Consider the following 18,889-nt stretch of genomic DNA (forward strand, 5'->3'; position numbering starts at 1 on the left):
GGCCGGGCGGTTACCGGATCACGCCGGGTCGAGGCGGGAGACGGTGCCGCCGATGGCGAGGACGTACAGCTCGCCGTCGGCGTCCTGGGCGAAGGACACGACCTCACCGCCGTTCACACCGAGGTCCCTCTCGCCGGTCACCTCGCCGTTCTCGATTTCCAGGGAGCGCAGCGTGCCGTCGCAGTAGTCGCTGTAGACGTACTGTCCGGCGAGGTCCGCGATCGCGTCGCCGCGGTAGACGTAACCGCCGGTGACCGAGCAGCCGAGGCCGTTGCGGTCGTACTCGTGGATCGGCGGGACGTGGTTCGCGGGCTCGGTGCCCCCTCGGAAGGGGTGCGTGCCCTCCATCTGGGACCAGCCGTAGTTCTCTCCGCCCTTGCTGCTCGCGGGCGCCCAGTCGATCTCCTCCCAGTCGCTCTGGCCGACATCGCCGATGAGCAGGTCGCCGGAGCCGGCGTCGAAGGAGAACCGCCACGGGTTGCGCAGCCCGTACGCCCAGATCTCACCCTTGGCGTTCGGGTCGTCGGCGAAGGGGTTGTCCTCCGGGATCGCGTAGGGGTCGCCGCCCTGCGGGTCGATCCGCAGCAGCTTGCCGAGCAGGGTGTCGAGCTTTTGACCGTTGCCGTCGGGGTCGCCGCCGCCTCCGCCGTCACCGAGCGCGACGTACAGGTAGCCGTCGGGACCGAACTTGATGTCGCCGCCGTTGTGGTTCGACTCGGGCTGTTCCTGGGTCAGGACGGTGCGTCGGGTGTCCTCCTGGACGGCCCCGTCCTCGACGGCGAACTCGTCGACGGTGCTGGTGCCCGCGAGGTCGGTGTAGGAGATGTAGAGGTGCGCGAACTCCTTGTCGAACGCCAGCCCGAGCAGGCCGCGTTCACCGTCGGTGGTGGTCTCGTCGGAGATGTCGAGTACGGGGTCGCCGAGTCCGTCGTCGTTCAGGACCCGGACCGTGCCCGCACGTTCGGCGACCCAGACCGTGGCGCCGGGGCCCGCGGTGCCCGCGGTCGGGTTCCGGGCCTGGGCCACCTCGGTCAATACGACGGGCGCCGCTAGCTCGGGGGCGGCGGGCTCGTCGGCGGACGCCGTGGCCAGAGCCAGGGACCCGACGAGGCCCAGCGTTCCGATGATCGCCGACATTCTGGTGCGAACTTTCACCATGGCCTCCCGGAGGCGGTGAGTGGGGGGAAGGTTGTGCCGCCGGTCACCGCAGAGGATACGAGACGTGAGCGCCCTGGCCTAGACCAATGCGCGCCTCTTCTGACACTCGTGCCGTCATCGATCCCGGTCCTTCGTGAGGGTTGTTCACCCGGCTGAAGATGCTGCTGAACAACTGCCGACGGCGCTGTACTGATGGGAGCAGAGCATACGAACGCAACCGCTCTACCGAGGGAGAGGATTCGTGCGTTCCGGGGACGAGTTCGCCGACCGCTACGTCCTGAGGGAGGTCATCGGCGCGGGGCGCGGCGGTGACGTGTGGCTGGCCCACGACACGGTGGTGGGCCAGGACGTCGCCCTGAAGCCGGAGCGGACGGACGGCGAGGGCGAGACCGCCGTACGACGGCTGCTGGGCGAACCGCGCGCCATGGCCAAGTTCCGCGGCCATCCCCACGTCGTGACCCTTTTCGACGTGGTGCGGGTGGAACAGGACCGGGCCGGGACTCGGGACCTGGCCGGGGAGCAGACGTTCTGGTTCGTCATGGAGTACGTGCCCGGCGGCGGCCTGGACCTGCGCACTCCGCTCTCCCCGGCGCGGGCGGCCCGCGTCGGTGCCCAGCTCGCCGACGCACTGGCCGCCCTGCACGAAGCGGGCATCGTCCACTGCGACGTCAAGCCCTCCAACATCGGCCTCACCCGGTACGGGACCGCGAAGCTGCTGGACTTCGGTGCCGTCTACCGGGTCGGCGGCACCGAGACCATCACGGTCAACGGCCCGTCCAGCTTCACCCCTGACTACGCCGCTCCCGAGCTGGCCCGCGGGAACCTCCCCCGGCCGGCCTCGGACGTGTTCTGCCTGGCCGCCACGCTCTGCGCGCTGGTCACCGGCGCGCCGCCGCGCGGGGGCGTGTCCCAGGAGGCCGGAGCCCTCTCCGACGGTGCGGGGGACGACGCCGAGGAAGCCGACCGGCTGAAGTACTGGAAGGCCGAGCAGGGCGTCGTCGAGCTGGACGCCGCCGCCGTGGGACCCCTGTATCCCGTGCTCACCGCCATGCTGCAACGCGATCCCCGGCGACGCCCCGACGCCGCCGAGGCCAGGCAGCTCCTGGAGGACGTCGCCGCAACCGGGCCGAAGCCCTCTCGGGACACGGCCGGCACCATCACCGGGCGCCGACCGCGGCGGCGGCCGCTGCTCACGGCCGCCCTCGGCATCGGCGCCGTACTGGCCCTGGGGCTGGTCGTCGTCCACGACCAGGGGGACGGCGGGAAGGCCGTTTCCCAGTCCGTGCAGAGCGGACTGGAGCAGGACCCCTCGGACGGCGAACCCGAGACCCTCATCGGCGATCCGCACACGGCCGACGTCTGTGCCCTGACCGATCCCGCCGCGCTCAGCCGGTTCAGTGACGGCGAGGCGCGCGTGGACGTGGACTACGGGAACTTCGACCGCTGCGACGTCCTCGTGGGCATCGACGACAGGACCCGGATCGACGTGTCGATCCGCGTCCTTCGGGGCTCGTCACCCGAGGGTTCGACACCCTCCCGCACCGTCGGGAGGATCGGGGTCCGCGAGGAGCCGGCCGAGCGCGACGAGTGCGAGCTGCTGCTGACCTCCGACGGCGACACCGCTTCCCGCGTCGAGGTTCGCGCCAGCATGGGCAAGGGCTCCGTCGTCGGCGGCAACGCGACCCTGTGCACGGTCGCCGACAGCGCCGCCACGAGCGCCGCCGAGGTCCTCAACCTGGGCCCGCTCCCCCGCCGTTCGCCTGCCTACCCACGCACCTCGCTGGCCTGGGCGAACGCCTGCGAGCTCCTCGACACCAAGGCGCTGTCCGTCGTTCCGGGCCTCAAGGTCGACGTACCGGACGTCGGCGTCGCGGGCTGGAGCTGCGAGTGGTCCAGCGACGTCGACGAGCTGGACGCGGAGATCGCCTTCTTCCGCGACCAGCCGAAGTCCGCGGTGAACGGCGCCACCACCGTCACGCTCAGCGGATACCGCTCCGTCGTCGGACCGGACGACCCGGACACCTGTACGGCCTTCGTCGAGTACCGCAGGTACAGCGGCCGGGACGCCGAGACCGCCGCCGAGATGGTGCGCCTGGACGTCACCGGGCAGCAGCCCATGGAGAAGCTGTGCACGATGGCCAGGGCCCTCGCGGCCTCCGCGGCCGCCGAACTCCGCGCGCGCTGACACCGGTCCTCAGACAGTGGAGTCCGGCCAGGCCGCGTCGTCCTCCATCAGCTCCAGGTCCGGCGGTACGAGCGTCGTCGACTCGACCAGACCCTTGATCAGGTTGTGCAGCAGGCTGTTGTCGCCGGGACGACCCTGCGACTTGTCGTGGATCAGCGGGTACCGGAAGCCGGTGCGGTGCAGGCGACGGCGTACGGCCTCGATCCGGTACTCGATCTTGCGTTCGTTCCAGCCCGCGTCCGGGCGGAGGTAGGCGAACTGCTTGGCGGCGGTCGCGTACGTCAGGGGGCGCGGGTCCTCCTCGTACAACAGGTACCGCTGGCCGAGTACGACCAGCAGCAGCCGTTCGTCGTCGTCGAGTGCCCAGGTCTCCGGGCGCGCCGTCTCCGCGCGCCGGCGCGACACCGGTCCCTGGTCGTCGTGGCTCGCCACGTACAGCTCGACCAGGTGCTCCCGGTAGCCGGACCCCTTCACGAACAGCGGGGTGTAGCCGGGGGCGAGCGGGATCGGCTCGGTGCTGAGGTGCATCATCCGGCCTCGGGGCAGGCGGACCAGCTGCTGTCCGGTGTTGCGCAGCCACCACTGCCCCGCGCGGTACGTCAGCTCCCCGTGCCGGCGGCTCACCCGCAGGTCGTCGATACCGACTCCCAGATCCACGTCCGGCTTCTCGCCCCGTCCGAAACGGACCGTCAGCCCCGGGCGGGGCGGTGCGGTGAGCTCTCCCGTGACCGTACGGGCGTGCAGGATGCCGGGCGTGGTGGGCGCGACACCACGGGCGAGGCTGGCGGAGAGGGGCATCGCTGGTCTCCTCGGTTCGTGGGCTGCTCCACCGGCGTACGGGGCATGCCTGCACGATGCAGTGTCCCCTCCGGGACCCCTCCCGAGTCCCGCCCCGCACAGTGGGTGTCGTTTCCGCTTTCCCCACGGCGAAGGGTGACTTGATGGCGGAGGAGAGTGTCGAGGTCGTGATCGCGGCGGACGGCACCGCGGAGGTGCACGTCCGGGGTGTCGCCGGAACGCGGTGTGTGACGGACACGGATGAGTTGATCCGGCTGCTCGGCGGCGCGGTGGAGCACCAGACGCTCACCGAGGAGGCGTACCAGCAGGACACGGCCGAGGAGCAGGATCGCCTGTGGCAGGGGTGAGCGGCCCGGGCACGCCCTGGCGACTGCACGCCGTCGTGCCCCGAAGCCGCGCCAACGGTCCGGGGGTCCGGTACGTCGCCTGGAGTCAGGGGTGTGCCCTGGCCTGCCCGGGGTGCTTCAACCCCGAGACCCATACCGCGGCGGGCGCCCACCTGGTCCGCACGGCGGGTGAGGTGGCCGACGAGGTGCTGGCCGACGCCGCGTCCCTCGAGGGCGTCACCCTCACCGGCGGTGAGCCGCTGGAACAGCCCGCCGCGGTCGCCGCGTTCTGTGCCGAACTCCGGGCGCACAGCGACCTGTCGGTGATCGTGCTGACGGGGTTCACCCGGCCCGAGATCGAGTCGGACCCGGCCCGGTCGGCGGCCGTCGCCGACGCCGATCTGGTGATCGCCGGCCGCTACAACACGCGGCTGCGTCTGGCCCGGGGGCTGCGCGGCTCGTCGAACAAGGAGTACTGGATGCGCACCGGGCGCTACACGCCGGACGATCTGGCCGCCGTACCGGAGTTGGAGATCACCGTCGCGGCCGACGCGACGCTGACGTTCACCGGCATGGCCGCGCCGGGAGGAGAGTTCTGAGTGGGCACTGTGGGCATCCATGACGAGATCCGACTGTATCTCCGCGCCCGGGTGGCGCTGATCGTGCTCGTCACGGTCGAGGAACAGCGCGCCCTGGCGGTGCTGGATCAGGTGCGGCTCGACCGGGACCCGTCGTCCGACCTGGTCACCTGGGACATCGCCGACGGTCTGGAGTCCGCGGCGGGGCGACAGCTGCCCAAGGCGGCCAGTCCGCCGGACGCGCTGGCCAAGATCAGGGAGCTTTCGGAGAAGGACCCGCACCGCCGCGATCTGTATGTGCTCAAGGACTTCCACGCCTTCTGGGAACGCGACCCGGCGGTGCGCCGTCGTCTGCGCAACCTCGCCCACAAGCTCGTCTTCACCGGCTCCTCGCTGATCGTGACCACACCGGTGCGCGGCATCCCCGTGGAACTGGGCGACGACGCGGTGGTGGTCGAAATGCCGCTCCCGGAGGCCGATGCGCTGCGCGGCGAACTCGACCACCTCATCGACAGCACCAAGGGCGTGAAGTCCACACTCACCCCGGCGGGACGCAGCCGCCTGGCCCAGGCCGCGCTGGGCCTCACCACCGCCCAGGCCCGCCGGGCCTTCGCCAAGGCCATCGTCCGCGACGAGGTGCTCGACGACCGTGACATCGAGGCGGTGCTGGCCGAGAAGAAGGCGGTCATCCGGGAGAACGAGGCGCTGGAGTTCTACGGCGCCGAGGAGAGCCCCGACGACCTCGGCGGTCTGGACGTGCTCAAGGAGTGGCTGCGACTGCGCGAACGCGCCTTCGGCGACGCCGCCCGCGAGTTCCGTCTTCCGGCGCCCAAGGGCATCGCGCTGATCGGCATCCCCGGCACCGGCAAGAGCCTCACCGCGAAGATGATCGGCGGACTGTGGCGGCTGCCCCTGCTGCGCCTGGACGTCGGCGCGCTGTTCGGCTCCCTGGTCGGTGAGTCGGAGGAGCGGGTGCGCAGGGCGCTGCGGCTGGCGGAGACCGTGTCGCCCTGCGTGATGTGGATCGACGAGGTGGAGAAGGCGCTGACGTCGGGCGGCCACGACTCAGGCACCTCGCAACGGGTCTTCGGCACCGTCCTGACCTGGATGCAGGAGAAGACCGCCCCGGTGTTCGTCGTGGCCACCGCCAACGACGTCAGCGCGCTGCCCCCGGAGACACTGCGCCGCGGCCGCTTCGACGAGGTGTTCTTCCTCGACCTGCCCACCGAGGAGGAACGACGCGAGATCATCACCGTCCATCTGCGCAAGCGCGGCCGCAGCCCGGAGGCGTTCGACGTCCACCAACTGGCCCGGGACTGCGACGGGTTCGTCGGGGCGGAGCTCGAACAGGTCGTCGTGGACGCGATGTACGAGGCGTTCGCCGAGGAGCGTGACATCACCACCGCCGACATCACTCGCGCGGCGGTCCGCACGGTCCCGCTGAGCAAGTCCCAGCGCGAGGTCATCGAGGACCTGCGCGCCTGGCTGCGGGAGGGCCGCGCCCAGTCGGCGTCCTTCGCCGGTGCCGCGCAGGCGGCCCGGTACCAGGTTCCGGTACTGGAGGTGTAGCCGTTGCCGCACATTCGGATCGCCGTGCCGGCGCTGCGGCTGCCCCTCGGGCACAGGTCCCGGTGGCGCCTGCGGTCTCTGACGTGGGCGGAACCGCCGACGTCCGGACCGTCCCGGCGACGGTGGGACTCCCCGCTCGTGGCGGCACTGCTGCACCCCGTCGGTGAGCGGGCACGAGCCTGGCTGTCGGTACTGAACGACACCGAGGTCGTCGACCTGTACTGCACGGCGGCGCCGGCCTCGCCGAAGGCGGCGGCCTTCCGCGCCGAGCACCATCTCGCGCCCAATGACGAAGTGCGCCGCGCCGTCTTCTTCGTACGCACCGGACAGCAGGAGCAGTACAGCGCCCCGGACCCCGACGGCGCGCTGCTGGCACTCGGCTGTCCATCGGGGCGACGGCGGATACGGCGGTGGTCGCGGGCGACTTCGAGAGCGAAGTGGACGAGGACGGCGAGGAGTGAGGCCGATGCGGGTACGCACCGCTGTACTGGTGCTGCGGCTGCGGGCCGCGCCGGAGTCGTGGCTGGGCCGCCGGGCCCTGCACGCCGTGTTGCGTGCGGCGGAGTCCGGAGCGACCGGGAGTCTGCGCGCCGCCGGCCGCGCCATGGAGACCCACGGCGCGGAGGCGGTGTTCCGGGCGTGGCTGACGCCGTCGGTGTCCGGGCCGTCTCCCCAGCGCTGGGCCTCTCCTCTCGTGGCGGGACTGCCGGCGCCCTCCGCACCCGTACCCGCCGTACTCGTCGACGCCGCGTGGCTGGACTGGCTCGACCGGCACGGTGCCGAGCTGTGGTCGCTGCTGGAGCGCTGGGGTCCCGCCCCGGCGACCTCCGAGCCGCGCGTGCGCTCCCTCAGCCGGCTGGCGCTCGGTGACGGCGACGTGGCGCTGGAACAGCGCGATCTCGTAGGCGCCGCACTCCGTTTCGACCACCCGATCGGAGAGCGTGCCCGGGCCCGGCTGCTCGCGCCGGGCGAACCCGAGACCGTCGAACGGTTCTGCGCGGCGGCGCCGGCCTCGCCGGAGGCGGCGCGCTTCTGCGCCGAGCACCACCTCGCGCCCGCCGACCAGGTCCGACGCGCCTTGTTCTTCGTACGTACCGGGCAGCCGGCGCAGTACCGGGCGCTGGACCCGGACGGCTCGATCCTGGCACTCGGCTACCGCGGGGCCTCCGCCGAGGAGCGCTCGATGCTGCGGGTCGCGATGAGCAGGCTGGGCATCCTGGACGTGCTGCGTGTGCTGGCGGGACAGAGTTCCCATCGAGGGGACCTCGCCTCGCTCGACGAGAGCGAACGTGCCTATGTGATCGAGCAACTGGTGGACCGGCGTGACTGGGACCACTTGTGGTCCCTCACGCTGCAGATGTCGCTTCCCGAAGCGGTACGGACGGCCAACGAGTTCGACGACTGGCGGCCGTCCGGCGAGGACGACCGCCGCTTGTTCGAAGCCCTGTGTGCCGCGGACCCGCCTGCCATCACCCGGTTCGTGGACGCCCTGGCCGGCGCGGGCCCGTTCAGCTCCGTCCCCCGCACCCGCATCTGGCCGACCGACACCGATGAGCAGCCGATCACGGTGCACGCTCTCGACTTCGCGGCGGACGGCGCGCAACTCGCCTTCGCCGGGCGAGGGACCGGACACTGCGCCGGGATCGTGGACCTCGGCAGCCTGAGTCTGGCGTGGGTGGACGACGACCTCCCGCAGCCCGCCCAATGGATCGCCCATCTGGGACCCGACGCCATGATCGTGGCGGCGCGCAAGTACATCCACTACGCGGACGAGAGCGGCACGCGGGCCCTCGGCAGTGCGCCGAGCGAGGTGGGCGGCGTGGTGCGCATCGCCGGAGACCGTGCCTTCATGGTGCCAGCCAAGCACCGCACACCGGGCATGACATCGGAGTGGGCGATGTTCGTCGGAGGCTCCGACGGCCCCCTTGCCGACGGCGGCTGGCCGCGCGACCAGCGGTACGTCCTCCCGAGGAACCCCGCGGTGGACGCGGAGGGGCGGGTGGTCGCCCTGGTCCATGGGCTCCTCGACGTCGCGGTGGCCGACCTCGCCGACTCCACCGTGAACAAACTCGGCCAACCCGAGAAGGCGAAGTCCCGCCTGCGTCACGCCGCCGTCTCGCCTTCCGCGCTGGTCTGCAACACCGAAGCCGGTGAACTCCACGTGTGGCACGAACCTCTCACCTCCTCACAGGCGCCGCTCACGACCCGTCCCTGGAGGTACGCGACGAGTGCGATCCATCTCGCCTGGTCACCCGTGCTGGACCGGTTCCTCGCCGTCACGGCAACGCATCTGGAACTTCTCGACGTGCCGCCGACGCCGGACACGCCTCTGCCCGAGGACTGCGTGTCGGAGCGGGTCCGCCTCCTCGCCGACCGCCCGAGTGCCAGGGCGCGTTGTGCTCGGGTGTCACCGCGGGGGGATCTGCTGGCGGTGGGCGACCTGGACAGGGGCACCGTCGACATCTACGTCCTGACCGCCCTCGCCCTTCGCCCGTTCATCGCCGGACCCATGGGCGCGATGCACCACAAGGACCTCGCGAAGGTCGTCGAGGTGATGGAGAACCCTGCCCTGAACGAATTGTCCCGGCAGGCGTTGGGGCTGTTGCGGGCATGCCTGGAACACCGCTTCCGGCACGACGTCGGGATCGGCGGGACAGCGGGTTCGGCGGGCGCGGCACGTCTGGGCGACTACGAGATCGAACTGGACGGGTGAGCGCCGATGCCCACCGAGGACGAGACCGACCAAGCCCCGGACTCCGACCGCTCGTTGCCGGCTCTGGCCTGTCGAGCGGCGGCTCCTGGGGTCCGTGAGCGGCTGCGTACGGTCCTGACCTCTCCCCGTGCGAACTCGACTACCTGCGCCACCGACATCGCCCTCGGCCAGGTACCGGACAAGCATCAGGGAGACGTATGACCACCCGTATCGGTATCGACTTCGGCACCGCCAACACCGTGGTGGCGGGCTGGGACCAGGAAGCGGGCCGGGGTGTTCCCATCCCGCTGCCCGGGGTCGACCTGCTGCGCGAGGCCGGTCCCGGGCCCACCCAGCGCGTCGTGCCCTCGCTCATCGCCTACACCGACGACGGCGCGACCCGCCGTCTCGGCGCCCAGGTCACCCCCGACCTGTCCGAGACTCCCGGCGTCACCGTCTTCGCCTCCACCAAGAGCAATGTCGCCGGGCAGTCCTACGACGCGGCCCGCCCGGTCGGCGACCGCAAGATCACCGGGCGGGAGGCGGCCGTCCAGTTCCTCAGCGACATCATGGCGCTCGCCCTGCTCACCATCGAGGACGACGACCTCGAGATCGTCGTCACCGCGCCCGTCGAGTCCTTCGACGGCTACCGCGACTGGCTGGTACGGGAAGTGCGCGACGGACTGCCCACCGCCCGGCTGCGGGTGGTCGACGAGGCCACCGCGGCGGCCGTCGGCTACTGCGCCCGCCTCAACCCGGGCGACGCGTTCACCGTGATCGACTTCGGCGCGGGCACCCTCGACGTCTCGGTCGTACGGGTGCAGGAACCCGAGACCGCCGGCGCCGGGGCCGGCGTACGCACCATCGCCAAGAAGGGTCTGGACCTGGGCGGCAACACCATCGACGCGCTCCTGGCCGAACACGCCGTCGACCAGTTGTCCCTGCCGCCCGGCGACCAGATCGGCCGCAACCAGGTCTTCAGGCGTCTGCTGGCCTCCGCCGAGCAGGCCAAGCGCACTCTGGCCGGCGCCGACCGCGCCGTGATCACCGCCCGCGACGCCCGCACCGACGCGGTGCACCAGGTCACCGTCACCCGGGGCGAGTTCGACACCCTGCTCCGTGACAAGGGGGTACTGCGCCGGGTCAACCAGGCGCTGCGCGGGTGCCTCGACACCGCGGCCGCACGTGGCTTCGCCACCGACGACATCCGGCAGGTGTTCCTCGTCGGCGGGACCTGCCTCGTCCCCGCCGTGCAGGATGTGGTGCACCTGCACTTCGACCCCGACGTCGTACGCATGGACCGGCCGCTGGAGGCCGTGGCGGCAGGCGCGGCCGGCATCGCGGGCGGCAGCGAGTTGTTCGACCACATCCAGCACGACTACGCCATCCGGCACGTCGACCGCGACACCGGGGCCTACGAGTTCGAGACCCTGGTCGAGGCGGGCACCGCCTACCCCACCCCCGAGCCGGTCAGGACGCTCACCGTCAAGGCGGTGCACGACGGGCAGCAGCGGCTCGGCCTCGCCGTCTACGAACTCGCCCACGCCACCTACCGGGATTCCAGCGCCGAACTGGAGATCGCTTTCGACGCAGGAGGCGGTGCCCGCGCCATGACCGTCACCCCGCAGCAGCGTCAGCAGCGTTCCATGCTCTGGCTCAACGAGGACAGCCCGACCTTCCTGCGGGCCGATCCGCCGGCCACCGCGGGAGAGGACCGCTTCCGCCTGGAGTTCCGCGTCGACGCCCACAAACGCCTCACCGTCACCGCGTACGACCTGCGCCGCCACACCCTGATCCTGGACGGCCAACCGGTCGTCCGACTCGCCTGACCAAGCGCCCACTTGACCGCATCCCCCCTTCGGCAGCCCCGACAACAACAACCAAGGGACCCGTCATGTCGCACTTCACCCGAGTCCGCACCGCACTGCGCGACCCCGACCTGCTCGTCCAGGCCCTCTCCGCGGTCGGTTTCCCCGCCGTCGAGGCCCACGACACACCGCAGACCCTGTACGGATACAGGGGCGACGCCCGCCCGGACCGCGCCGAAGTGGTCATCCGCCGTGCCCACATCGGCCGTGTCAGCAGCGACATCGGCTTCCGGCGACGCGACGACGGCACCTTCGAAGCCGTCATCAGCGAGTACGACAGACGCCGCTACGACCAGCCCTGGCTGACCGAGGTCGCCCGCGCCTACGGCCACGCCGCCGCACTGCGCTACGCCGAGGACAACGGCTACGAGGTCGACTCCGACGTGCTCGAACAAGACGGTCGGCGCCGTCTCGTCCTGCGCCGCTACGTCTGATGCGCGGGCAACGGGTACGTGAAGGCGTCGTCGTCGCTCTGGCCGCGGTGGCTCTGATGGCATCCTGCACCGCGGGCCCGGCCGGCGAGGACGGCGGTCCGGGGGCCACCGGCTCGTCACCGGGCAAGCCTGCACGGGACGCTCTCGACCTCAGGGGCGATCCACGGGCCGCGGCGCCCCTGACGTTCGACAGTCGGACGGCCCATGTCCTGCCGACCGGCCCCAAGGGCAACCCCACCATCGCCTTGTACGGACGTGGAGCCTGGCTGTCGCACGCGTCCGGAGTGACGGTGTACAACCTGGCCACGGGCAAGGCCGTCTCCAGCATCACGACCGAGAACACACCCGCGTACGACCTGCCGGCGCCGGGCGAGCTGAGCAAGAAGCAGGCCGAGATGATCCGAAACCGTGTGTCGTTCCCGGTGCCGGTGCGGATCGGTGGCGAACCGGCCATGCTCGCCGTCGTTCCGGTCCAGCTCGCCAAGCAGGGCAGCGGTTTGGCCCAGGCCGGATTCGAGGTCGTCGCGGCGCGGGCGGACAACGGCAAGCTGATCTGGCGGATTCCCGTCGACATCTACGGCGACCCGACCGGCGGACTCGGCGCGCTCCAGGTGTCGGCCGGGGACGACGTGGCGACCGTCACCTGGACGGAGGACGGTTACCCGACCGGCACCTTCGCGGTCTCCCTGGACGAGCCCCGGATGCTGTGGCAGCGCGCGGGCTTCTGGAAGGTCGGGGGATCCGGCGACGCCGTGCTGGGCTTCCGCGAGGAGCCCGACGGGGACTACGCGTTGGCCGGTGTCGCCGCGGCCAACGGCCGAGACCTGTGGGTCAAGGAGGTGCCGGAGGGCTCCACCTGGGCGATCGCGTCGAGCGGTGGGCCGTTGGCCAAACTCGACGACGACAGCGAGCAGGCGCGGCTGATCGAGATCGCGAGCGGCGATTTCGCCCTGTCCAAGCGCGGCGGTCTGACCAGGGGGATGGACTGCGATCACGGCGAGGGCGGCTCCGTCCTGCTGTGCGCCTCCGAGCAGGACGGAGCGATCGCGGCGGACGACACCGGCAAGATCCTGTGGCGTCGGCCCGCGGGTGACGGCCCGGGCGACTGGAACGCCACCGTGGAAGCCGAGTTCAAGGATCTGTTCTACGTGAAGGGCAAGGACGGGGCCTTCGTCGTCGACGGGCGTACCGGGCGAACGGTCGGCAGCGACACGGGAGTTGTACCCGACCGCGCCAACGCCTACGCCGCTCTGGTCTACACCGACACCGGCACGGAGGTCCACCACTCCAAGCGTTGACCGGACCGCCTGGTCCGGGACCCCTCCCCAAGCCGAGTCCGTACGATCCCGGCATGTTCTCGGGACCAGGAACGATCCGACGGGCTCGCCCGTTGCTGCTGACGGCGGCCGCCGGAGCACTGCTCATCGCCTGCGGCGGCGATCCGGCACCCGCTGCACCGCAGGCCTCTCCGTCGACATCGCAGTCGCGATCGTCGGCTCCCGCTTCCGTCTCGGCCGCCCCGGAATCCTCCGCACCACCTACGACATCGCCTCTGACGCAGGACACTCAAGACGCCTTCCAGGCCGCGATGGCCGCCCATCCGGGCGCGGACCTGGACAAGTGCGGTATGAACGCCTCGTTGGACGACGCCGACTGCGGGGCGGCCCTCGTCGCTGCCGAGCGGGTCGCCGCCGACACAGGGCGGCGGCTGCGGCGGAAGGGCGCCGAACATGCCGACCTGCTCTATGGCGCGGCGCTCCTGGCCGCAGGTGCCGTTCAGGACGGCGTCGACCGGCTGCGGCATCCGATCCCCTGTTACGGCCTCAGTGACGAGCCGCAGCCTCCACCGCCCCTGCGTGCGGAGGCCGAGGACATCTGCGCCGAGGGTGCCGACATCGCCAAGGGTGAGTGGCAGATCTTCCTCACGACCGTCGCGCTTTGAGTTCCCAGGACGACGGGGACTTTCAGGAAGCCCGGCGTCCGTCTCGGCGGCGGACCAGCGTCAGCACCTGGTCGCGCAGCTCGCGCATGGTCCGCGGCTCCCGGGCCTCGGTGTTGAGCCGCAGGAGGGATTCGGTGTTGGAGGGGCGGAGGTTGAACCACCAGTCGGGGCCGGTGACGGTGAGACCGTCCAGTTCGTCGACGGTGACGCCGGGCCGATCCTGCCAGGCTGTGCGAACGGCGGCGAGGCGGGCGGCCGGGTCGTCGACGGCCGAGTTGATCTCGCCCGATGCGGCGTACCGGTCGAAGCGGCGGGTGAGGTCCGACAAGGGGCCGTCCTGCCGGCCGAGTGCGGCCAGGACGTGCAGGGCCGCGAGCATTCCGGTGTCGGCGTTCCAGAAGTCGGCGAAGTAGTAGTGCGCGGAGTGTTCGCCGCCGAACACGGCGCCGGTGCGGGCCATCTCGGCCTTGATGAAGGAGTGCCCGACGCGGGTGCGCACGGGTGTGCCGCCGGCCTCTCGGATCACCTCGGGCACGGTGCGTGAGGTGATCAGGTTGTACAGGACCGTGGCACCCGGCCTGCGGTCCAGTTCGCGCAGGGCGACGAGGGCGGTGATCGCGGAGGGCGGGACGGGTTCGCCGCGCTCGTCGACGACGAAGCAGCGGTCGGCGTCCCCGTCGAAGGCGAGGCCGAGGTCGGCGTGTTCGGCGCGGACGCGCTCCCGGAGGTCCACGATGTTGGCCGGGTCGAGCGGGTTGGCCTCGTGGTTCGGGAAGCTGCCGTCCAGCTCGAAGTACAGGGGGACGACATCCAGCGGCAGGCCGGCCAGCACGGTGGGCACGGTGTGGCCGCCCATGCCGTTGCCCGCGTCGACGACGACCCTGAGCGGGCGGATGGCGCCGAGGTCGACGAGGGTGCGCAGGTGGCCCGCGTACTCCTCCAGCGTGTCGTGGTGGGTGAGGGTGCCGGTGCGGTGGGCGGGCGGGGGCGGCCCACCGGCGTCGGTCCACTGCTCGACGAGCGTGCGGATCTGCCCGAGTCCGCTGTCCTGGCCGATGGGTACGGCGCCGGCGCGGCACATCTTGATGCCGTTGTAGCGGGCCGGATTGTGCGACGCGGTGAACATCGCGCCGGGCAGGTCGAGCGTCCCGGACGCGTAGTACAACTGGTCCGTCGAGCACAGACCGGTCTCGACGACGTCGGCGCCCCGCGCCATGGCTCCCCGGGCGAAGGCCCGCGCCAGGCCCGGCGAGGAGGCCCGCATGTCGTGTCCGGTCACGAGGGCAGGCGCGCCGGTGACCTGGACGAACGCGGCGCCGAACAGTTCGGCCGTCCGCTCGTCCCACTGGTCGGGTACGACGCCGCGCACGTCGTAGGCCTTGACGAGTGCGGACAGGTCGGTGCGCGGGGCGCTGTCAGCGGGGACGGCCATGGCTGTCTCCTTCGTGGTGCCGCGGAACGGGTGTGGCCTCGAGGAGCCACAGGGCGGTGTCGGGTGGCAGTTCGTGACCGTCGGTGGGTGCGCTGGCCAGCACGGGACGACCGGGTACGCCGAGCGCCGCCCAGGGCAGTGGCCGTGTGCCGAGGTTGACGACGCAGGCCAGGGCGCCGCGCCGGAAGGCCAGGTACGGGTCGCCGGACGCCGAGTACCAGTGCGGCGGGGCTGTCGGGTCGGGTGCGGGGTGGGCCCGGCGCAGCCGCAGGGCGGTGCGGTACAGGGCGAGTGTCGAGTCGGGGTCCTGGTCCTGGGCTGCGACGGAGTAGCGCACCCAGTCCTCCGGTTGGGGCAGCCAGGTGTCCTCGGGGCCTGCGGTGGTGAAGCCGTACGGGGCACGGTCGCCCGACCAGGGCAGCGGCACGCGGGAGCCGTCGCGGCCCCTCTCGGTGTGGCCGGAGCGTTCCCACAGCGGGTCGCGGATGCGGTCGCCGGGGACGGTGGCCTGCGGCAGGCCGAGCTCCTCGCCCTGGTAGAGGTAGGCGGAGCCGGGCAGCGCGAGCATGAGCAGGGCCGCCGCGCGGGCCCGGGCCGCCGAGCCCAGGCGGGTCACCGGGCGGACCGCGTCATGGCTGGAGAGCAGCCAGGTGACCGATCCGCCGCCGGGCGCGGACAGGGAGGCGTCGATGACGCGGCGCAGCTCCGCCGGGTCCCAGGCCGCCTCCAGGAACGCGAAGTTGAAGGCCTGGTGCATCTCGTCGGGGCGGATGTACCGGGCCAGCCTGGCGGGGTCGAACACGGCGGCCTCGGCGACCATCACCCTCTCACCCGGCGGTACCGCGCCGGGCGGCGCCGGGTGGGTGTCCAGCAGGGCACGCCATGCGCGGTACAGCGGGTGCAGTTCCTCCTGGTCGTAGTACGGCATGAGGTGGTTGCGCAGCGGGTCACGGTGCTGTCCGGGTCCGGCGTCGGGCAGGTCCTCGGCCTTGAACAGGGCGTGTGCGACGTCGACGCGGAAGCCGTCCACGCCTCGGTCCAGCCAGTACCGCAGGATGTCGGTGAAGGCGGAACGCACTTGTGGGTTCCGCCAGTCGAGGTCGGGCTGTTCGGGGGCGTGCAGGTGGCAGTACCACTCGCCGTCGGCGACCCGGGTCCAGGCGGGTCCGCCGAACGCCGACTGCCAGTCGTTGGGCGGGAGTTCGCCTCGTGGGCCGCGTCCGGGGCGGAAGAGGTAGCGTCCGCGAGCCTCGGAGCCGGGTCCGGCCGTCAGCGCCTCCTGGAACCAGGGATGCCGGTCGGAGGTGTGGTTCGGCACGAGGTCGACCATGAGCTTCAGGCCCAGTGCGTGGGCGCGGGCGGTGAGTCGGTCGAAGTCCTCGCCGGTGCCGAGGTCGGCGGCGACGCCCGTGTGGTCGGCGATGTCGTAGCCGCCGTCGGCGAGCGGGGACGGGTAGAACGGGGTGATCCACACGGCGTCCGCGCCCAGTTCGGCGATGTGGCCGAGGCGCGCGGTCGCCCCGGCGAGGTCGCCGACGCCGTCGCCGTCCGAGTCGGCGAAGGCGCGCGGGTACAGCTCGTAGCACACGGTGTCCTGGAACCAACTCATGCGGATTCCCACAGGTGCGGTCCGGTGGCGAAGCCGGGTACGGGCTGTGCGGTGCCGGTGTCGGCGGCCAGGGTGGCGGCCTCGGCGACGGTGACCGCGCTGAGGCCGGCGAGTCCGTCGGCGACGGGGGTGCCGCCGTCGCGGGCGACGCGGAGCAGGTCGGCGGCCGCGGCCCGCACGCTCTCGCGGTAGACGTGCGGCTTGCGTGCCGCACCGCCCAGGTCGAGGACGGCGCGGACGTGGTGCGGTACGACGCGTTGCTCTCCGCGCCCGCGCGCGGGGCGGGCGGTGCCCGCGTCGCGTTCCACGGCGACCGAGACGTCCTCGCCGCCGTGTGGCCGGAAGCCCTCCACGTGCAGCAGCTCTTCGGCCCGTGCGGGCAGGCGCTCCCAGGTCCGGGCGCCGTCCTCGTCGGTCCAGGCCGAGATCTCGGCGCGCAGTGGGATCCAGCCGTCGATGCGGGTCTCGGCGAAGCCGTGGTCCAGGCGCATGAGTTGGCGTTCGCAGCGGTGGGCGTGGGTGAAGGAGTGGAGGTGGGAGGCGAGGCCGCCGTCCGGGTGGAGCACGTCGGCGCTGACCATGTCGACGGGGCCGCCGGGCCGTCGTACGGCGGTGGCGCGCACGCTGAGCGGGTCGGAGCCCAGCAGGGCGCGGGCCGCGTCGAAGAAGTGCACGCCGTGCCAGACGAAGACGCCGCCGCTGTGCGCGCGGTCCCAGAACCAGTGGTCGGGGCCGAGGTCCTCGTCGGAGGCGTCGTTCTCGAACAGGAACCGGCGCGGGGGCGCGAGCAGTCGCTCGCCGATGAGCCGCTGCACGGCCCGCAGCAGCGGGTTGTAGCGCAGCACGTGGTCGACGACGAGGATCCGGCCCGCGCGCTCGGCCTCGGCCACCACGGCACCGGCCTCCCGGGCCGTGGTGGCCAGGGGCTTCTCGCACAGCACGTGCCGGCCGGCGCGCAGTGCGGCCGTGGCCATGGCGGCGTGCGCGGCCGGCGGGGTGGTGACGGCGACGACCGCCACCTCCTCGCGGGCCAGCAGGTCGTCCAGGCGGGCGGGGGCGGGAACGCCGTACCGCTCCCCCAGCGCCCCCGCCCGCCCGGGGTCGGGGTCGGCGACGGCGACCGGACGCAGCCCCGGCAGGTCGGCCACTGCGTCCAGGAGGAACGCCCCGAAGCCGCCGCAGCCGACCAGGCCGAGGCCGAGCGGGGCCGTCGCCGAGGTCATGCGGTGCGCTCCAGGAGGGCGACGCCGATGTGGGCGTCCGCCATGCCGTAGAACACGTAGAGCTGTCCGTCGATCTCCTCGATGGCGGTCGGGAAGACGACGTTGGGGACGGTGCCGGCGCGTTCCTCCTCGGTCTCGGGGGCCATGAGCGGTTCCTCGGAGCGGGCGAGGACCTTCGCGGGGTCGGCGGGGTCGAGAATCATGGCGCCGGCCGCGTAGGACACCTTCTGGTTCTGCTCGAAGGGGTCCTCGATGTGTCCGCAGACTCCGTGGTGGAGGAGCAGCCAGCCCTCGGGCACACGGATCGGGGCGGGGCCGCCGCCGATTTTCAGCTCTTCCCAGGGGTGCTGGGACAGCGCGACGAGGCGGTGGTCGCGCGGGCGGGCCAGGGCGCGGATGTCGGCCTCCACGTCGGCTACGGGGACGTACGAGATCCAGATGCCGGGCCGTTCGTCGGTGACGCCGGCGGGCAGGTGGACTCCCTCGCCGGGCCGGAACCAGCCGAGGTCCCACATCGGGCGGTGCAGCATCGCGTAGGCGGGTTCGCCGTCGGGTCCGGGCACGGGCTCGGGGAAGTGGACGACGTCCTTGTTCGGGAAGAGGTTCAGGTCGGTGTCGAGGTCGGGCTGGTAGGCGAACTGGATCGGGCCGAGCCGGGTCCAGTCGGTGAGGTTCTCGGACACGGCGAGGGCCGGCTTCGGGCCGAGCGGTCCGTAGGCCACATACGACATGACGTGCTTGCCGAGCGAGGGGATCCACGTGACGCGCGGGTCCTCGACACCGGCGTTGTTCTTGCCTCGCTCCCAGCCCTCGTCGGGCGCGAGGACGACGCCGCGGCGCTCGACTCCGCTGGGGACGCCGTCGGTGAAGGTGACCTCGGCGAGCCCGACGCGGGAGACGTTGCCCTCGGCGACGAGGCGCGGCAGCAGGTGCAGGCGGCCGTCGGGGGTGCGTCCGGACGCGGGGTTGAGTACTCCCTCGGCTTCGTTGGCCTCACCGGGCAGCGGGGACATGATCAGGCCCTTGCGTACCAGGCGGTAGGGGATGCGCGCGGCGGCGCCGGTGGTGCTCATGG

15 protein-coding genes are annotated in these 18,889 nt (G+C 72.0%); 9 read left to right on the top strand and 6 right to left on the bottom strand.

Features of this window, described 5'->3' with window-relative positions:
* Nucleotides 1-18: 18 nt before the first annotated feature.
* Nucleotides 19-1,155, bottom strand: coding sequence for a PQQ-dependent sugar dehydrogenase (locus ACGH7X_RS00815; protein ID WP_399896685.1), 1,137 nt, complete (start codon nucleotides 1,153-1,155; stop codon nucleotides 19-21).
* 244 nt (nucleotides 1,156-1,399) lie between these two features.
* Here ACGH7X_RS00815 and ACGH7X_RS00820 point away from each other — a divergent pair, with 244 nt between their 5' ends.
* Nucleotides 1,400-3,343, top strand: a complete 1,944-nt coding sequence (locus ACGH7X_RS00820) for a serine/threonine-protein kinase (protein ID WP_399880316.1) — start codon at nucleotides 1,400-1,402, stop codon at nucleotides 3,341-3,343.
* A 9-nt stretch (nucleotides 3,344-3,352) separates the two neighbouring features.
* On the opposite strand, the gene ACGH7X_RS00825 is transcribed toward ACGH7X_RS00820, so the two are convergent.
* Nucleotides 3,353-4,141 (bottom strand): FHA domain-containing protein, encoded by a 789-nt coding sequence (locus tag ACGH7X_RS00825; RefSeq protein ID WP_399880319.1) that lies wholly within the window; start codon nucleotides 4,139-4,141, stop codon nucleotides 3,353-3,355.
* A 143-nt stretch (nucleotides 4,142-4,284) separates the two neighbouring features.
* Between ACGH7X_RS00825 and ACGH7X_RS00830 the strand changes: the two genes are divergently transcribed.
* The 8 genes from ACGH7X_RS00830 to ACGH7X_RS00865 all read left to right on the top strand — a co-directional run bounded on the left by ACGH7X_RS00830 (nucleotide 4,285) and on the right by ACGH7X_RS00865 (nucleotide 13,550).
* Nucleotides 4,285-4,488, top strand: a complete 204-nt coding sequence (locus ACGH7X_RS00830; protein WP_399880322.1) for a DUF2997 domain-containing protein — start codon at nucleotides 4,285-4,287, stop codon at nucleotides 4,486-4,488.
* Nucleotides 4,476-5,066, top strand: a complete 591-nt coding sequence (locus ACGH7X_RS00835) for a 4Fe-4S single cluster domain-containing protein (RefSeq protein WP_399880325.1) — start codon at nucleotides 4,476-4,478, stop codon at nucleotides 5,064-5,066. The genes ACGH7X_RS00830 and ACGH7X_RS00835 overlap by 13 nt, the downstream gene beginning before the upstream one ends.
* On the top strand, nucleotides 5,067-6,614 hold the full coding sequence (locus ACGH7X_RS00840; protein WP_399880328.1) for an AAA family ATPase: 1,548 nt from the start codon (nucleotides 5,067-5,069) through the stop codon (nucleotides 6,612-6,614). It begins immediately after the preceding gene.
* Nucleotides 6,615-7,080: 466 nt separating this feature from the next.
* Nucleotides 7,081-9,327 carry a hypothetical protein gene (locus tag ACGH7X_RS00845; protein WP_399880331.1) on the top strand — a complete coding sequence of 749 codons (2,247 nt, stop codon included), beginning with the start codon at nucleotides 7,081-7,083 and terminating at the stop codon, nucleotides 9,325-9,327.
* A 197-nt stretch (nucleotides 9,328-9,524) separates the two neighbouring features.
* Entirely contained in the window at nucleotides 9,525-11,135 is a 1,611-nt protein-coding gene (locus tag ACGH7X_RS00850) for an Hsp70 family protein (RefSeq protein ID WP_399880334.1), read from the top strand.
* A 65-nt stretch (nucleotides 11,136-11,200) separates the two neighbouring features.
* A complete protein-coding gene (locus tag ACGH7X_RS00855) occupies nucleotides 11,201-11,608 on the top strand; it encodes a DUF1257 domain-containing protein (RefSeq protein ID WP_399880337.1) in 408 nt (135 codons plus the stop codon).
* 56 nt (nucleotides 11,609-11,664) lie between these two features.
* Nucleotides 11,665-12,906 carry a hypothetical protein gene (locus ACGH7X_RS00860; protein ID WP_399880339.1) on the top strand — a complete coding sequence of 414 codons (1,242 nt, stop codon included), beginning with the start codon at nucleotides 11,665-11,667 and terminating at the stop codon, nucleotides 12,904-12,906.
* A 290-nt stretch (nucleotides 12,907-13,196) separates the two neighbouring features.
* Entirely contained in the window at nucleotides 13,197-13,550 is a 354-nt protein-coding gene (locus ACGH7X_RS00865) for a hypothetical protein (protein ID WP_399880342.1), read from the top strand.
* Between the two features lie 22 nt (nucleotides 13,551-13,572).
* Here the strand turns inward: ACGH7X_RS00865 and ACGH7X_RS00870 are convergent, their stop codons facing one another.
* From ACGH7X_RS00870 to ACGH7X_RS00885, 4 genes are read right to left on the bottom strand one after another with little or no spacing between them, the layout of a single operon-like run.
* On the bottom strand, nucleotides 13,573-14,982 hold the full coding sequence (locus ACGH7X_RS00870) for a phosphomannomutase/phosphoglucomutase (protein ID WP_399880345.1): 1,410 nt from the start codon (nucleotides 14,980-14,982) through the stop codon (nucleotides 13,573-13,575).
* Nucleotides 14,966-16,591, bottom strand: coding sequence for a glycoside hydrolase family 13 protein (locus ACGH7X_RS00875; RefSeq protein WP_399880348.1), 1,626 nt, complete (start codon nucleotides 16,589-16,591; stop codon nucleotides 14,966-14,968). The genes ACGH7X_RS00870 and ACGH7X_RS00875 overlap by 17 nt, the downstream gene beginning before the upstream one ends.
* Entirely contained in the window at nucleotides 16,588-17,814 is a 1,227-nt protein-coding gene (locus ACGH7X_RS00880) for a Gfo/Idh/MocA family protein (protein WP_399880351.1), read from the bottom strand. Before ACGH7X_RS00880 ends, ACGH7X_RS00875 begins: the two co-directional genes overlap by 4 nt.
* A complete protein-coding gene (locus ACGH7X_RS00885; RefSeq protein ID WP_399880354.1) occupies nucleotides 17,811-18,887 on the bottom strand; it encodes a glycosidase in 1,077 nt (358 codons plus the stop codon). Before ACGH7X_RS00885 ends, ACGH7X_RS00880 begins: the two co-directional genes overlap by 4 nt.
* Between the last annotated feature and the right edge of the window lie 2 nt (nucleotides 18,888-18,889).

The sequence above is a fragment of the Streptomyces sp. BBFR51 genome (assembly GCF_044591655.1).
Taxonomy (GTDB): domain Bacteria; phylum Actinomycetota; class Actinomycetes; order Streptomycetales; family Streptomycetaceae; genus Streptomyces.

What these genes read in the sequence shown, in the direction of transcription:
- ACGH7X_RS00825 (WP_399880319.1), bottom strand. Translation starts at nt 4,141, where the DNA reads ATGCCCCTCTCCGCCAGCCTCGCCCGTGGTGTCGCGCCCACCACGCCC.
- ACGH7X_RS00855 (WP_399880337.1), top strand. Translation starts at nt 11,201, where the DNA reads ATGTCGCACTTCACCCGAGTCCGCACCGCACTGCGCGACCCCGACCTG.
- ACGH7X_RS00830 (WP_399880322.1), top strand. Translation starts at nt 4,285, where the DNA reads ATGGCGGAGGAGAGTGTCGAGGTCGTGATCGCGGCGGACGGCACCGCG.
- ACGH7X_RS00885 (WP_399880354.1), bottom strand. Translation starts at nt 18,887, where the DNA reads ATGAGCACCACCGGCGCCGCCGCGCGCATCCCCTACCGCCTGGTACGC.
- ACGH7X_RS00880 (WP_399880351.1), bottom strand. Translation starts at nt 17,814, where the DNA reads ATGACCTCGGCGACGGCCCCGCTCGGCCTCGGCCTGGTCGGCTGCGGC.
- ACGH7X_RS00875 (WP_399880348.1), bottom strand. Translation starts at nt 16,591, where the DNA reads ATGAGTTGGTTCCAGGACACCGTGTGCTACGAGCTGTACCCGCGCGCC.
- ACGH7X_RS00850 (WP_399880334.1), top strand. Translation starts at nt 9,525, where the DNA reads ATGACCACCCGTATCGGTATCGACTTCGGCACCGCCAACACCGTGGTG.
- ACGH7X_RS00870 (WP_399880345.1), bottom strand. Translation starts at nt 14,982, where the DNA reads ATGGCCGTCCCCGCTGACAGCGCCCCGCGCACCGACCTGTCCGCACTC.
- ACGH7X_RS00860 (WP_399880339.1), top strand. Translation starts at nt 11,665, where the DNA reads ATGGCATCCTGCACCGCGGGCCCGGCCGGCGAGGACGGCGGTCCGGGG.
- ACGH7X_RS00865 (WP_399880342.1), top strand. Translation starts at nt 13,197, where the DNA reads ATGGCCGCCCATCCGGGCGCGGACCTGGACAAGTGCGGTATGAACGCC.
- ACGH7X_RS00845 (WP_399880331.1), top strand. Translation starts at nt 7,081, where the DNA reads ATGCGGGTACGCACCGCTGTACTGGTGCTGCGGCTGCGGGCCGCGCCG.